The sequence below is a fragment of the Sutcliffiella halmapala genome (genome assembly GCF_002019665.1).
Lineage (GTDB): Bacteria > Bacillota > Bacilli > Bacillales > Bacillaceae_I > Sutcliffiella_A > Sutcliffiella_A halmapala.
On sequence record NZ_KV917375.1, the window covers coordinates 28,986 to 44,313 of the forward strand.

The following is a 15,328-nucleotide window of genomic DNA, read 5'->3' on the forward strand; positions in this document are numbered from 1 at the left end:
TAGAACAAGCCTATAAATTCTACTCTTCTGATTGCGCCACTCTTTCTTCTTTTACAATGGTATACATCATAGATGCTTCTTCTTTTTTCGCTGCTTCTTGAACATGATTTACAGAAGCTGTCACAATTTTTTGCCCAAAATGAATCGTAAGTTCATCACCAGCTTTAACTGTACTACTAGCTTTAGCTTGTACCCCATTAATAGAAATACGACCTTGTTCTGCAACTTCTTTCGCTAAAGTCCGACGCTTGATGATTCGAGATACCTTCAAGTATTTATCTAAACGCATTATATTTCCCCCTCTTTATAATCCTATTTTTTTCGCTTCATTCCAGAATTGATCTAATTGTTCTAGTGGAAGCGTTTCTATTTCTAACCCTAATTCTTTTACCTTCTTTTCAATAAAAGTAAACCTGCGGTAAAATTTCCGATTTGTATAGGATACTGCCTCTTCTGGATCTATTTTGTAATATCTAGCAATGTTCACTAAAGCAAACACAATATCACCAAATTCAGTCGCAACTATTTCTGGTTCACTTTTCTTTGCCAATTCTTCCTGCAGTTCTTGTATCTCTTCCATGACTTTCGCCCACATTGGATCTACATGATCCCAATCAAACCCTACTTTTGCTGCCTTTTTTTGATACTGAAAGGCTTTTGTAAGATTAGGCAATCCCTTTGCTACCGCATCAAGGATCGATTGTTCCGCTCTCTCGCCCTTTTCTGTTTTCTTTATCTCATCCCATCTTTTCACAACATCCTCCGCATCGTCTACAGAGGTATCGCCAAACACATGGGGGTGTCTACGAATCATTTTCTCATTAACACCTTGGATGACCTCATCGATACTAAAATAGCCATCGTCTTCTCCGATTTGCGCATGAAGCATTACTTGAAGTAATACATCGCCCAATTCTTCTATGATTCCATCGATATCTCCATCATCAATTGCATCTATTAATTCATACGCTTCTTCAATTAAGTATTTTTTCAGAGACTCATGTGTTTGTTTTTGGTCCCAAGGGCATCCATTTGGTCCTCTTAGGATCGAAATTGTTTGGCGGAAAGAGGAAAATTGTCGAAATAAAAGTTCTTCCTCTTTTACTGCAGGGACATATACACTGGTTAAATTATTTAATTCTGCTACACGATCTAGTTCATATAACGGTACCTCTGTGATTTTTTCTTCAGATGAACCAGCAGCAGTCACAATTGTAACAGGATAATCATCTGGCAATATATCCATTAACGTTAATTTCACTTCAGAGGCGATAAATGCATCGTACACCTGACAAAAAATCATATGCTGCATTGGCTCAATCGCTTCCTTCACTAGGCTTGTCGCATCATGAAATTGGAAACCTTCAATCGGATCTAAGCCAACTGCCGTGAACATTGGATCAAGAAAACTTTGTCCACCCTTTATATCGAGGGTAATTTCCCCCTTTTTAGCTTCTTCTAATAATAACTGTACCGTTTTCTCTGCAACTAGCGGATGACCTGGTACCGCATATATAATATTCTTTTCTTTACTTTTCTCTACTAACAATTGAGTGATTTTTGCATACACATCTTCAAAGGATTCACTTTCTTCATAAATAGAATCAAATGATTGATAGGAAAGTCCTTCTTTATCAAGTTCCTGTATAACAGGGTGTTCTTTTGTTCGTAGAAATAGATTCTCACAAGAGATAATCTGCTTATAGATACCCATTGGTAGTTGCTCTAAATCGCCTGCACCTAAACCTAGTACGGTTATATTCGCCATTAAGTCACCAACTTTATTATTTGATTAGTTTTGATAGCTTGCTTCCTAAAGGTAAGAAAGAAAGCTCCTTCTTTGTAAAATAGTTATTTTTAATAAGGAGAATCAGGAACACACTTCCCCCCAATAATACTCCGATCAAACTTTGACCTGCCGCAAGTATTCTACTTGCTCCTACGACTGAATTGCTTCCTTGTAAGAAAATAAACAAGACAACACACATTACTGCAATACTTATAAACAACGGATACATATACGTTTTTTCTAAAATATAAATCCCTGTTTTTCTTTTGATTGCAATAAGCATGCATCCAGCGACCACCGCACTTGCAAGAAGCGTACTAACGGAGGCGCCTAATGTTCCATAAGCAGGTATAAAGAGATAATTACATAGGAACTTCAAACTGATGCCAATGAGTACATACAGAGCCGGTAAATAGGTATGACCGAGCCCTTGTAAAATCGCTGCTGCCGTTAATGACAAACTGCTAAATAAAATAGATAGACCTAATATCAATAATACACTAGAACCATTATCATTAGAAAATAGCATCTTGTTTACTGGCTGGATGAGCCACGCTAAACCCACAGATGCTGCTGCGCCGATTGCAATACTAACTCTAATAGAAATCGTTATTTTATCTTTAATTTCACGATTTAACTTATTCCCTTTTGCTTGTGTAATAAACGGAACTAAAGATAATGAAAATGCCGTAGCTACAACTGTTCCAAGTTGAATAAGGGGTTGTCCACGATCATAAACTCCTTTGACCTGCTTGGCCATTTCCGATGAAGTACCACTTTCTACTAGCCACGCATAAATCGTAAAGGAGTCTACCATTTGAAAAAGAATGAGTAATAAACTACTAATACAGATTGTAAACCCTTGAAAAATAAGTGCACAGCCAATAGTTTTGAAAGAAAGAAGATATTCATCGTAGTTCTTCTGATTGTTTCTTTTTTTCATGCGTTGATAATAAAAAAGAAGAACCATTACCGCTGCAAATCCTCCAGCAATGGAGCCTAACATTGCTCCCGCTCCTACATCATATAAGGATCGGTCATTTCGTACGAGCAAATACGCTAATAGGAGAATAATGCACACCCTAATCAACTGTTCACTTACTTGAGAGACTGCTGTGGGTGTCATCTCCCCGTCCCCTTGAAACATTCCTCTCCAAACAGACACAAACGGCAGAAGTAAAAAAGAAAATGCTACAATACGAAACAAGTTTGCTAACTCTTTATCCCCCATTATCCCAGCAAACCAATCTGCCCCTAAAAAAAGCAGGGTAAATAAGAAAATGCCAAAAACAAGAAGCAAGGATAAGGAAACCTGCCCAATTTTCTGCGCAGCCTGCATCCTATACTTTTCAGGTTGTTCTGCAATTAATTTGGATATAACTACCGGAAATCCATATGTAGAAAGAATGATTGCCACTCCGTAGAATGGATATACTTGTTGGTATATATAAAAACCAACATCTCCAACAATATTCTGAAACGGAACGCGATAGACCGCACTTAGAATCTTCGTTACGATTCCTGCTACGGTTAAAATCATCGCCCCTTTCCAAACTGCTTGAAGATGACGATCTGCCTGATGATCCATAAACTAGCCTGCCTTCAACCTAAAAATTACAATTGTATAATTATAACATAGAAAAGCAGAAGCGGCTCGTTCAGCTCCGACAAGCATAAGACAGTTTCCGCAAGAGGTCATGACCTTGGAACTCTGGAGGAAAATGACTTATGACTCGAGGAGCTAGCCAAACCGAAAAGTAGAAGCGAAACGCTCCTACGAAAAAAAGGAAGTAGCAGAATCAGATCCGCTACTTCCCTACCCTATTATTGCTCCATCTGTCTTGCTAGAAAGCCAGCTGCTGTTTCCACTGCCTTTTGTTCTACTTCTCCTAGCGTCTTGTCTTTAGACATAATCACTACCGCTCCTATTGGATCTCCATTTGCTACGATTGGTCCAATAGTATAAGATGCTAGTGTTTCAACATGCCCATCCACAATCGCTACTTGCTGCTCATCTGTTTTCAATATAGAATTGCGGTCTTCCATGGATTTCTCCACCACTTCGCTGACGCTTTTGCTTAAATATTCCTTCTTGGAACTGCCAGCGACTGCAATAAACGTATCGCGATCACAGATTAACACAGGTTGTCCTAAACTATCATACAGAGCTTCTGCATATTCCTTCGCGAAATCACCGAGCTCTGAAATTGGAGAGTATTTCTTTAGAATTACTTCTCCATCCCGATCGACAAAAATCTCTAACGGGTCACCTTCACGGATACGTAACGTTCTTCTAATTTCTTTTGGGATTACAACGCGACCAAGGTCATCAATACGACGAACAATACCAGTTGCTTTCATTTCTTAGGTTGCCTCCTTCATCTGATGATAAAAAGAGATGAGTAAAATTGGTGGAATTGATCAAGATGTCCTGCTTTTGAAGAATTCACCATTTGTTGAAATTAGTATCCTACACTCAGGGAGTTATATACATGTTGGAAAAGTTTTTTTTAGTTTGTAAAATCCCCCAGTATTTATATAGACGTAATTACACATACTTAAACCTTTTAAGAAGCATTAACACTTTCTTTTTTCACATTGTTAAGTCCCTTAATCATCGAAATAACAACCTCAATCCATTCATCTGTAGGAATTCGCTTCGTTTGAATGACGACTTTTAATCGCTTGCCTTCCATTCCTAAGCTAACCATTCTTCCAAACTGATTTCCAAGTTGGAACAGTTTTTGTCCATCGATCAAATTGCTTGCCTCTTCAGAAATTAACAGAACTAAATCTTGCTTGGTTTGCTTAATAGAATCTACTTTTTCCTTTAATCCGTAGGCTTTCATCTCAGACACAAGGAATAAATAATCTACCTCTTTTGGATATTCTCCAAAACGGTCCTTCATTTCTTCTTTTAGTTCTTGTAAATCGTCCGGTGTTTGAACTCCACGGAATCGTTTATACATATCTATTTTTTGCTTGCTATCCGAAATATATGTTTCCGGTATATAAGCATCCAATTCTAAGTCAATTTCAATTTCGTGTTGCTTTTTCTGTTCTGGATTTCCTTTTCGTTCATCAATTGCATCCTTTAACATTTGGGAATACATATCGAACCCGACCGAATCGATAAATCCATGTTGCTGCGCACCCAATAGATTCCCCGCTCCACGAATAGAAAGGTCACGCATCGCAATTTTGAACCCGGATCCAAGCTCTGTAAATTCCTTGATAGATTGCAAGCGCTTTTCCGCAACTTCAGTGAGTACTTTGTCTTTTCGGTACGTGAAATAAGCATAAGCCACACGATTGGATCGACCAACACGGCCTCTTAGCTGGTACAACTGAGATAAGCCCATTCTATCTGCATCAAAAACAATAAGTGTATTAACATTCGGGATATCTACACCTGTCTCAATAATGGTCGTACTTACTAAGACCTCTGCTTCTCCTTCTAAAAATTGAAGCATTACTGATTCAAGTTCGTTTTCCGACATTTTCCCGTGGGCATAGATAACCCTAGCATCAGGAACAAGCATCGAAATCTCGTCTGCTTTTCGCTCGATGTCCTCCACCCTATTGTATAAAAAATACACTTGGCCGCCTCGTGCTAGTTCTCTTTCTATCGATTCTTTTACTAAGTTTCCGTTATACTCCATTACATATGTTTGGACCGGAAAACGGTTTTCCGGTGGTGTTTCAATAACAGATAAATCACGAACACCAAGCATCGACATATGAAGGGTACGAGGGATAGGAGTCGCAGTTAAGGTCAATACATCAATATTCGCCTTCAATTGCTTGATTTTCTCCTTGTGTGTTACACCAAATCGTTGCTCTTCATCAATAACTAATAAGCCTATATCCTTATACTTAATATCCTTTGATAATAATCGGTGCGTTCCTATGACGATATCAATCGTTCCGTTAGCCAGACCCTTCATTGTCTCTGTTTGTTGTTTTCTAGAACGGAAACGACTCAGTAGTCCAATATTGATTGGATAATCCTGAAATCTTTCTCGAATGGTTTCGTAATGCTGTTGCGCTAAGATTGTAGTCGGCACTAGAATCGCTACTTGCTTTTCATCCATAATAGCCTTAAAAGCCGCCCGAATTGCCACTTCTGTTTTCCCGTAACCTACATCTCCGCATAATAATCGATCCATTGGACGAGTGCGTTCCATATCAAGTTTAATTTCATGGATAGAGCGCAATTGGTCTTCTGTCTCTTGATAAGGGAAAGTCGCTTCGAATTCTCGCTGCATTTCGCCATCAGGTGAGAAGGAATGACCTTCACTTGCCTCACGCTCTGCATATAACTTGATAAGATCATCCGCAATATCTTGAACAGATGATTCCACCTTTGTTCTCACTTTTTTCCAGTCTGTTCCACCAAGTTTATAAACTTTCGGTTCTTTTCCCTCAGAACCCACATATTTTTGGACTTGATCTATCTGTTCTACAGGTACATAAAGCTTATCAGACCCTTGGTACTTTATATGAATATAGTCTTTATGGAGACCATTTATATCGAGGGTTTCAATACCTAAATACTTTCCAATCCCGTGGTTTATATGAACAACATAGTCCCCTACATTTAGTTCAGAATAATTTTTTATCCGTTCTGCATTTGATAATTTTTGTCTGTTTTTAGGCTTTTTCGCCTTCTTTTTAAAGAGCTCTTCTTCCGTAATAACTACTAATTTCTGAAGTGGTAACTCAAAACCTGATTGCAGGTCTCCCTCGATGATTTGAACTTCACCATGAACAAAAGAAGAATCTGCCGAAAGCTTCCTACTATCTATTTCATAATCAGAAAGGACTGCTTCTAACTTATCTATACGATCTTGATCCGAAGCCATTATGACTATTGCATTGTTCGCCTTTCTCCAACGATCAATTTCTGTCTTTAACAAATGCATTTGTCCATGAAAGTGCTGCATCGACTTAGAAGACATATTAATAAGATTTTCTGGATGTGTATGTGGAACATGTCTTAAAAATAAAGATAAGTAAATAAATGGCAGCTTCTTGCTATGTACAAGCTGGGAAAAGGAATGCGAAAACTTCAAATCATGTACTGCTTTCCCTTCTCCTAAAAGCTCTACTAACCATTCTGCTTCTTCCTTATCTAGACTTTCAGCAGTCTCTTGAATCCGACTGATTTCATCTAAGACTACCACCCCGTTAGACGGTACAAAGTCTAGTAAACTAGCTGGTTTATCGTAAAAGAAGCTAAGGTATTTGTTGAGCTCAGAAAACACTTGTCTATTACGCAACTGCTCCAATTCATAAGATATGTTTTCTGTTAATAGCTGTTTTACTTTATCGTTTTTCACTTTATTTATCGTTTTTGATAGTTCTTTTTCTAGTATTTCTCTACCTTTTTCTAATTCTTGGTCCGTGATAAGAATCTCAGTAGCTGGACCAATAGTAATGCGATCCATATGCTCTTGGGAGCGTTGGTCCTCTACAGAGAATGAGCGGATGGATTCTACTTCATCATCAAATAATTCAATTCGAATTGCTAACTCCTCGGTCAACGGATAAATATCAATAATTCCGCCACGAATACTAAAGTCCCCAGGAGTTCCAACCATACCAACTCGTTGATAGCCAAATTTCACTAGTCGTTCCGCTAAATTATCTAATGGAATTGTCTTGTTTACTTCTATATTGAACAAGGATTGTTGCCACTTTTCTTTGGAAGGTAGCATCCTCTTTAAACCAGCAATTGGAGTAATAATAATTCCGTTTTGGTGCATCGCCCAATGGTTAAGCGCTTCAATTCTTTGTGCCTTTAACTCTGGGCTGGCAATTCCTATCTCTGCTGCCAGTACATCATTTACAGGATATAAATACAATTCTTTTTCAGGTAAAAAGCTTGCTAGGTCATCATATACCTTTTGTGCATGATATAAATTATGAGTGACTAAAAGAACTGGTGCCTTCCTTTCCTCATACAAAGAAGCGATAAACAAAGATCTAGCAGAATTAGAAATACCAGATACTAATTGTTCCTCTAACCCTTCCTTTAACCCAGCTAATATCGATTCGAAATCATCGTTTTCTGTAAAATAGGGAATAAAACCTTTCATCTCCAACCCCTCCTCTCTTCTTCCTTCAAGCGTTTATATATATAACAGACATGCGAATACGCAAAAAGGCTTTGGTATCACACCAAAGCAAATTTATTGTGGCTAATTTCGTATTCTTAAGTGAGCAACGATGGGCCACTAAATTAACAAAAAGAGCCCTATTGGATGAAACTTTCCGTTTCGTGCCAAGATGGGTTTCGATCCAATGCTTCTTGGCAATCTTCACAAATCGTTTTAACATGTATATCACCATCTTGTTGGTATGTAATCATCTCTTGCCGCTCTATATCAGTTAACTGATGGAACCCTAACTGCTCTGTAAAAACAGATTTTGCATCAATCGTACCGACCTTATGCCCGCAATGCCTACAATTATAATGAATGGCCACTGTTACCCTCCTAGCCTATATCTTTTTAGGAATAGTATAAACAGGGGCATTCATTGTTATACAACTATACTCTTTTTCTTTATTGATTATACGTGTTCATAACTTGTAAGAATTCTTTTGATAACGCATCTTCACAAGCCTCTGTGGCCTTTCTAACAGCCTGATCAATATCGGGACGTTCTTCTACTGAAAATCTATTTAATACATAATCAGAGATAGATTGGCCATTTGTAGGACGGTCTATGCCCATCCTAATGCGATTAAAATTTTGGGTTTGCAGGTGTTGAATAAGCGATTTAATTCCATTATGACCACCCGCACTACCTTTTTGACGCAATCTTAGCTTGCCAACTGGTAAATCTAAATCATCATAAATAACAATAAGATCTTCTATATCTAGTTTGTAAAAATCTAATAATGGACGAATACATTCTCCAGATAAGTTCATGTATGTAAGCGGCTTTACTAGCAATACTTTTTCGCCGTTAACAATACCTTGCCCATATAAGCCCTTAAACTTCGACTGACTTAAAGAAATGTTCCACCGATCTGCTAGTTCATCTATTACCATAAAGCCAATATTGTGTCGCGTTTCCTCATATTGGCGTCCCGGATTTCCTAACCCAACTAAGACTTTCATTTGCTCTCCTCCTGAAACAATTACCTCTTCCTCTTTTGTAAACAATGATCGAAAGAATTTTTTCATCAAAGGCCTCCAAAAACTTTTAGGTATTCTTTATTTTACTTCATGTATGGATGAAAGTGAAGGAAACAACAGGTCTTAGGGAAGAAAGAAAAGACGCAACCCCTAAAGGTTACGCCTCTTCTGTGTTATTATTTTTTTCTCTACCTTCAACAAGCTCCGGCTCACCCGGTTCTTGTTGCTCCCCACTATCAATTTCTTCCTCTTGACGTGGTGGCAGGATAGAAGCAATTACTTCATCATCTTCATGATTAAACTTGTATTTACCTGAAGTATCTAAGTCTCCAAAAGTGATGGTTTCGTTCACTTGAAGGTTTGTTACATCCACTTCAATAGTTTCAGGAACATCATTAGGTAGAACCCTCACGGATGCCTGATGGAGAACTTGTTGGAGTACTCCTCCGTCTTTCACACCAGCTGCGTCTCCTGTAACTTGAACTGTTACATCTACATCAATTTCGGACTTAAAATCCACTACATGAAAATCTAAGTGAACAAATTCTAAACTCTTTAGCGGATCAACTTGATAGTCGTATAACATCACTTTTCGTTTGTCAGAGCCGATTTCTAAATCGATAATACCATTTCTGCCCGATTCACGAATTGTTTTAATGAAATCCTTACCATCAACAGAGATCGATTTATTTTCTGTATCGTTCCCATATACAACCGCCGGAATTTGTCCTTCCAGACGTATTTTTCTTCTTGAAGATCTTTTGAATTCTGTACGCTCACTTGCATGTAATACTGAAGTCATTTAATCACCTTCCTGGGAATAAAATACTTGTCTCTAACAATTTCCCCAATTAGCAGAAGGTTAAACCTAAATTGTTGAATTAATCAAATAAAGTACTTACAGACTTCTCTTCATGTACACGTACAATTGCTTCTGCAATAAGCTCTGCAACAGATAATTGTGTAATTTTTTCGATTTTCTTTTCTTCTGGTAAAGAAATAGTATTCGTAACCACTAATTCTTTAATTTGCGAATTCTGGATACGCTCGATAGCTGGTCCAGAAAGCACTGGGTGAGTACAACATGCATAAACTTCTTTTGCACCATTTTCAATAAGTGCATTAGCTGCAAGTGTGATTGTACCTGCTGTATCAATCATATCATCAATTAGAATAGCTGTTCTTCCTTCAATATGACCAACAATATTCATCACTTCTGCTACATTTGGACGTGGTCTACGCTTGTCGATAATAGCAATTGGTGCCTTTAGACGGTCCGCTAATTTTCTAGCCCTCGTTACCCCACCATGATCTGGTGAAACAATAACAAGGTCTTCTAAATTTTTACTTTGGAAGTATTCTGCCAAAATCGGAACACCCATTAAGTGATCAATTAAGATATCAAAGAATCCTTGAATCTGTGGCGCATGAAGGTCCAATGTAATAACACGGTCCGCTCCAGCTGTTTCTAAAAGATTCGCAATTAATTTCGCTGTGATTGGCTCACGAGCACGAGCTTTTCTATCTTGACGACCATATCCATAATAAGGCATAACGATGTTAATCGTTTTTGCAGAAGCACGCTTTAAAGCATCGATCATAATCAGTGTTTCCATAATATGCTCATTCACTGGAGCGCTAGTGGATTGGATAACGAAAACATCACAACCGCGGATACTTTCTTCAATATTAATTTGAATTTCTCCATCACTAAAACGTGAAACGGAGCATTTTCCAATTGGAACTCCTACGTTGCTCGCGATTTCTTCCGCTAGAGCAGTATTAGAATTTAAAGTGAATATTTTTAAGTTAGAGTCAGCATATTTATATGGCATGATGGTATGAACCCTCCGTTAGGATTTTTTATTGTATAACTTTTCTACGTAATTTTCTTTGTTTACTTGACGTGCTCTTGCAATGGATAAAGCCTCACCAGGCACATCTGCTGTTATGGTAGAACCAGCAGCTACATAGGCATTCTTTCCAATGGTCACTGGAGCAACCAAGTTAGAATTACACCCTACAAAAACTCCGTCTTCAATTCTAGTTAAGTATTTGTTCTTCCCATCGTAATTCACTGTGATAGAGCCGCAACCTAGGTTAACATCTTTCCCTACTTCTGCATCCCCTATATAGCTTAAATGAGAAGCTTTACTACCTGCTCCAAAAGTAGCTTTTTTCACTTCTACGAAATTACCTAGCTTCACTTCGTTACCTATTTTAGAAGCGGGGCGAACATGCGTAAACGGGCCAATGTTCACATTACTTCCAATTTCACTGTCATGTGTAACAGATTGACGAATGGACGTATTATCCCCAATTTGGCAATCCTTGATCTCTGAATTAGGACCGATCGTACAGTCCTCTCCAATCGTAGTTGCACCAGAAATAAAAGTACCTGGATAAAGAACAGTGTCTCTTCCAATCACTGCATCTGCACTGATATACGTGTTGGTCGGATCGATGATACTAACTCCATTTAACATATGCTTCTTGTTTATTCTCTTTCTCATCGTAGCTTCTGCTTGTGAAAGAGCAACGCGATCATTTACTCCTAATGTTTCATCGAAATCTAATGTTTGGTAAGCGGATACAACGTCTCCGTTTTCCTTCAAAATTTCAATTACGTCCGGTAAATAATATTCACCTTGTACATTATCATTAGAAACATTACTTAATGCAGAAAATAATGCTTCGTTATCGAAACAATACGTACCTGTATTGATTTCCGTCACTTTACGCTCATCTTCATTAGCATCCTTATGCTCGACAATCTTCCCTACATGTCCTTCACCGTTACGAATGATACGACCGTACCCGGTAGGATCTTCCGCATATGTAGTCAAAATAGTCGCCTTTGCGCCAGTGCTTTGGTGTAAATCAAGCAACTCTTGCATTGTTTCAGGTGTTATAAGAGGAGTATCACCACAAATGACTAAGGTTACGCCTTTTTTGTTCTCTAAAATTGGGGCAGCTTGCATAACTGCATGAGCCGTTCCTAGCTGTTCTTCTTGTAGGACAAAGTCACTTTTACTTCCAAGATGACTTTTCACAGTTTCTGCACCATGTCCAACGACAGTGACAATACTTTCAAAGTTTAATGCAGAAACATGATCTACTACATGCTGCACCATCGGCTTGCCACATACTGGATGTAATACTTTATATAATTTGGACTTCATCCGTGTTCCTTGTCCAGCTGCTAAAATTACAGCATAACGATTTATCATAACAAGCCTCCATTTTTACCTAATTATCCATTACGAATATATCTTAAAATGAAGGGTATTTCAAGGAAGTATATGAAAGTACATTATTTTGACAAAAAAGAATAATAGGATTGGGGGGCTTTTTTCTAAATTCTACCCTGAAAATAGGTTAGGTAGGTTGCCAGTTAAACACCCTGTTAACCTCCGTTGCAGATGTTTGTGAGTGTTTGAGGTCTTAGATTTTGAAGGAAAGGCATAGCATGACCTCTGTGTGAGGGTCTGAGGCCTCGGATTTGGAAGGAAAGGGAAAGTATGATCTCAGAGTAGACCAAATCAGAGGAAAAATAAAGAAGGGAGTCAAGGAGCTTTTATGGGTATCCTGCAAATAAGATTGCCTCTTTGAACACCCTGTTAATTCCCGTTGTAGATGTAAGTTTAGAGGGGATGCTTGTGGCATTTTATTTTGTGGGGAAGAAAAAAGAAAAGCAAGGCTTGGGTTAGCCTGCTTTTCCCTATGGATTAAGAAGCACCTGCTTCTTCGTATTCAACTTCTAATTCGCCTAAACGGTGGTACTCTGCTAAAACCGCTTCTTGTATTTTCCCACGAGTACCTGAATTAATTGGATGTGCAATATCGCGGAATTCTCCATCAGGCGTACGTTTACTAGGCATCGCAACAAATAATCCGTTGTTTCCATCAATTACTCGAATATCATGAACAACAAATTCATGGTCAAGTGTAATCGACGCGATAGCTCTCATGCGACCATCGGTATTAACGCGGCGTAATCTTACGTCAGTTACTTCCATTCTGTTCACCACCTTTTCCCCTTTAAAAAACTTAGTATTATAAATTCTCTAAATTTTTTAAAAGTCCTTCTTATTTCAAAAAATTTTTTTGAAAATTTTGGACAAAGTGGTTAAAAAGGAATAGAAACTATTTTACTAACGCGACTACTTCGATTTCTACAAGAACATCTTTAGGTAATCGAGCAACCTCTACACAAGAGCGAGCCGGCTTATGAGTGTGAAAGTATTCTCCATACACTTCATTAATGTCTTGGAATTCATCCATATTTTTTATGAAAACCGTTGCTTTAACTACAGTTTCGAATGATGCACCCGCTTCTTCTAATACGGCCTGCAAGTTTTGAAATACTTGATGTGTTTGCTCTTTAACATCCCCGTTTACTAATTCACCGGTAGCTGTTAGTGGGATTTGTCCAGAACTATAGAACAAATTATTGACAACAATCCCTTGAGAATAAGGTCCTATGGCTTTTGGCGCAGCATCTGTATGAACTACTTTCATTTTACACACCTCATTAATTTTGTTTTGTATGATTTTTGACGTGTTGAAGATAATTCCCTTGTTGCACTTCAATGTGGCGATCCTTTTCATTGACTTTTTCTAGTTTAACTAAAGAGACGTAATCTTCAATCAATCGTTCTTCAATATGCTCTGATTCTACCAGGATACCGATGCCTGCGACGTTTGCTTGGAATTCAGCAAGCAAATTAACCATTCCGCTTACTGTTCCACCAGCCTTCATAAAATCATCAATAATCAAAACGTTTGACCCAGTTTCAAGACTTCTTTTCGCTAGGACCATTGTTTGAATTCTCTTGGAGGATCCAGAAACATAGTTAATGCTTACCGTAGATCCTTCCGTTACTCTACTATCTCTACGAACAATTACAACCGGTACATCTAGATAACTCGCAACTGCATGTGCAAGTGGAATACCTTTGGTTGCCATCGTCATAACGATATCAACTTTTTTATGACTAAAAGCAGTGGCAAACATTTTCCCTACTTTGTTTAATACCCTTGGATTCCCTAAAATATCTGTCATGTAAAGATAGCCACCAGGCAACAGTCTTTCTGGTTTTGCAATTATGTTACATAGCTCATCTAAATATGCTGTTGCCTCTTCATTGCTCACATGAGGAATATATTTTACTCCACCAGCAGCTCCAGGTACCGTGATTAACGTACCGATTCCTTGGTGTTCAAATGTTTGTTTAATAATCCCTAAGTCTTCACTTATGGACGATTTTGCGGAACCATACCGATCTGCAAAAAAGGAAAGCGGAACTAATCCCTGTGGATGCTGTAACAAATAATGCGTCATATCCACAAGACGACCACTTCTTCGTAATTTCATGATTTTACCTCCTAAAACCCGAATATTTTAATGTAAATATAACATTAACATACGGATTTAATCAAGAGTGTTTCGTTCTCCTAGTATGCGGACAGCGAAAACTTGATCACAAAAGCCACGCAATCCATTGTAGATTCGGTGCATTCTAGAATCATACTGAACAATTCCAAAAACTGTCGGTCCACTACCACTCATTAAAACAGCATCTGCTCCAAATTTTTTCATTTGGTCTTTAATATGGGCAACTTCCGGATATAGTTTTAGCGTAACGGATTCTAACACATTTCCTACAAGTCCTGTCATCTTCTCATAGTCATTTTCATGAATTGCCTCAAGCATTCCATTGACATCAGGATGTGAAATCTTGTTTAGGTCTAAATGGTTATAAACCTCCGCAGTTGAAACACCAATGGTTGGTTTGGCTAGTACAATCCAGCTATGAGGAGGAGCAGGTATTTGTTCTACAATTTCTCCTCTTCCCGTTGCAAGTGCAGTACCTCCATAAACGCAAAAAGAGACATCCGAACCAATTTCAGCGCCAAGCTCTGCTAACTCATCTAAGCTAAGGCCTAGTTTCCATAACCGATTTAACCCTCTAAGTGTCGCTGCTGCATCACTGCTTCCGCCAGCTAACCCTGCCGCTACTGGAATCATCTTGGTAATGGCAATCGAAACACCCTTGTTCACATTAAATCTTTGTTTTAAAAGAGAGGCAGCCTGATAAGCTAAATTTCGATTATCGTCCGGCACATAACGGTTATGAGAAATAATTACTATTTGACCGTCATTCCGTTCTGAAAGCTCAATACGATCGGCCAAGTCGATGGTCGTCATAATCATTTTCACCTCATGATAACCGTCCGGACGCTTATGTAGCACATCTAGCGATAAGTTTATTTTCGCTGGTGCCTTTTCTAACAATCTCACTTTCTTCACCTACTTTTATCGTCTCCAATTATTTATGTATTGTACCACATTCTGATACAGAAATATCTTGTGGTTGTCAAAATTTAT

14 protein-coding genes are annotated in these 15,328 nt (G+C 38.3%); all 14 read right to left on the reverse strand.

Going from position 1 to position 15,328, the window contains the following annotated elements; all coding sequences use genetic code 11:
• Positions 1-19: 19 nt before the first annotated feature.
• Positions 20-289, reverse strand: a complete 270-nt coding sequence (locus tag BK580_RS00145) for an RNA-binding S4 domain-containing protein (RefSeq protein WP_078378382.1) — start codon at positions 287-289, stop codon at positions 20-22.
• Between the two features lie 15 nt (positions 290-304).
• Positions 305-1,768 carry a bifunctional methyltransferase/pyrophosphohydrolase YabN gene (gene yabN, locus BK580_RS00150; RefSeq protein ID WP_078378383.1) on the reverse strand — a complete coding sequence of 488 codons (1,464 nt, stop codon included), beginning with the start codon at positions 1,766-1,768 and terminating at the stop codon, positions 305-307.
• A gap of 16 nt (positions 1,769-1,784) precedes the next feature.
• Positions 1,785-3,377: a putative polysaccharide biosynthesis protein gene (locus tag BK580_RS00155; protein ID WP_078378384.1), complete on the reverse strand. Its 1,593-nt coding sequence runs from the start codon at positions 3,375-3,377 to the stop codon at positions 1,785-1,787.
• 236 nt (positions 3,378-3,613) lie between these two features.
• Positions 3,614-4,150, reverse strand: coding sequence for a stage V sporulation protein T (gene spoVT / locus BK580_RS00160; protein WP_078378385.1), 537 nt, complete (start codon positions 4,148-4,150; stop codon positions 3,614-3,616).
• A 206-nt stretch (positions 4,151-4,356) separates the two neighbouring features.
• A complete protein-coding gene (mfd, locus tag BK580_RS00165; protein WP_078378386.1) occupies positions 4,357-7,890 on the reverse strand; it encodes a transcription-repair coupling factor in 3,534 nt (1,177 codons plus the stop codon).
• A 158-nt stretch (positions 7,891-8,048) separates the two neighbouring features.
• Positions 8,049-8,279 carry an anti-sigma-F factor Fin gene (locus BK580_RS00170; RefSeq protein WP_078378387.1) on the reverse strand — a complete coding sequence of 77 codons (231 nt, stop codon included), beginning with the start codon at positions 8,277-8,279 and terminating at the stop codon, positions 8,049-8,051.
• Between the two features lie 79 nt (positions 8,280-8,358).
• Positions 8,359-8,919: an aminoacyl-tRNA hydrolase gene (gene pth, locus BK580_RS00175; protein ID WP_328589085.1), complete on the reverse strand. Its 561-nt coding sequence runs from the start codon at positions 8,917-8,919 to the stop codon at positions 8,359-8,361.
• Positions 8,920-9,094: 175 nt separating this feature from the next.
• Entirely contained in the window at positions 9,095-9,739 is a 645-nt protein-coding gene (locus BK580_RS00180) for a 50S ribosomal protein L25/general stress protein Ctc (RefSeq protein ID WP_078378389.1), read from the reverse strand.
• Between the two features lie 79 nt (positions 9,740-9,818).
• Entirely contained in the window at positions 9,819-10,772 is a 954-nt protein-coding gene (locus BK580_RS00185; RefSeq protein WP_078378390.1) for a ribose-phosphate diphosphokinase, read from the reverse strand.
• Between the two features lie 18 nt (positions 10,773-10,790).
• The gene (glmU, locus tag BK580_RS00190; RefSeq protein ID WP_078378391.1) at positions 10,791-12,167 is read right to left on the reverse strand and encodes a bifunctional UDP-N-acetylglucosamine diphosphorylase/glucosamine-1-phosphate N-acetyltransferase GlmU; all 1,377 of its coding nucleotides are present in this window, start codon (positions 12,165-12,167) and stop codon (positions 10,791-10,793) included.
• A gap of 498 nt (positions 12,168-12,665) precedes the next feature.
• On the reverse strand, positions 12,666-12,956 hold the full coding sequence (gene spoVG / locus BK580_RS00195) for a septation regulator SpoVG (protein ID WP_010191385.1): 291 nt from the start codon (positions 12,954-12,956) through the stop codon (positions 12,666-12,668).
• A gap of 127 nt (positions 12,957-13,083) precedes the next feature.
• Positions 13,084-13,458 carry a 2-iminobutanoate/2-iminopropanoate deaminase gene (gene ridA, locus BK580_RS00200; protein ID WP_078378392.1) on the reverse strand — a complete coding sequence of 125 codons (375 nt, stop codon included), beginning with the start codon at positions 13,456-13,458 and terminating at the stop codon, positions 13,084-13,086.
• 13 nt (positions 13,459-13,471) lie between these two features.
• On the reverse strand, positions 13,472-14,314 hold the full coding sequence (purR, locus tag BK580_RS00205; protein ID WP_078378393.1) for a pur operon repressor: 843 nt from the start codon (positions 14,312-14,314) through the stop codon (positions 13,472-13,474).
• 57 nt (positions 14,315-14,371) lie between these two features.
• Positions 14,372-15,241 (reverse strand): 4-(cytidine 5'-diphospho)-2-C-methyl-D-erythritol kinase, encoded by an 870-nt coding sequence (ispE, locus tag BK580_RS00210; protein WP_078382589.1) that lies wholly within the window; start codon positions 15,239-15,241, stop codon positions 14,372-14,374.
• Positions 15,242-15,328 lie beyond the last annotated feature (87 nt).

Bases quoted from the DNA above. Each gene is read 5' to 3' on its own strand.
- BK580_RS00145 (WP_078378382.1), bottom strand. From the start codon at position 289: ATGCGTTTAGATAAATACTTGAAGGTATCTCGAATCATCAAGCGTCGG.
- yabN (WP_078378383.1), bottom strand. From the start codon at position 1,768: ATGGCGAATATAACCGTACTAGGTTTAGGTGCAGGCGATTTAGAGCAA.
- BK580_RS00155 (WP_078378384.1), bottom strand. From the start codon at position 3,377: ATGGATCATCAGGCAGATCGTCATCTTCAAGCAGTTTGGAAAGGGGCG.
- spoVT (WP_078378385.1), bottom strand. From the start codon at position 4,150: ATGAAAGCAACTGGTATTGTTCGTCGTATTGATGACCTTGGTCGCGTT.
- mfd (WP_078378386.1), bottom strand. From the start codon at position 7,890: ATGAAAGGTTTTATTCCCTATTTTACAGAAAACGATGATTTCGAATCG.
- pth (WP_328589085.1), bottom strand. From the start codon at position 8,919: ATGAAAGTCTTAGTTGGGTTAGGAAATCCGGGACGCCAATATGAGGAA.
- BK580_RS00180 (WP_078378389.1), bottom strand. From the start codon at position 9,739: ATGACTTCAGTATTACATGCAAGTGAGCGTACAGAATTCAAAAGATCT.
- BK580_RS00185 (WP_078378390.1), bottom strand. From the start codon at position 10,772: ATGCCATATAAATATGCTGACTCTAACTTAAAAATATTCACTTTAAAT.
- glmU (WP_078378391.1), bottom strand. From the start codon at position 12,167: ATGATAAATCGTTATGCTGTAATTTTAGCAGCTGGACAAGGAACACGG.
- spoVG (WP_010191385.1), bottom strand. From the start codon at position 12,956: ATGGAAGTAACTGACGTAAGATTACGCCGCGTTAATACCGATGGTCGC.
- ridA (WP_078378392.1), bottom strand. From the start codon at position 13,458: ATGAAAGTAGTTCATACAGATGCTGCGCCAAAAGCCATAGGACCTTAT.
- purR (WP_078378393.1), bottom strand. From the start codon at position 14,314: ATGAAATTACGAAGAAGTGGTCGTCTTGTGGATATGACGCATTATTTG.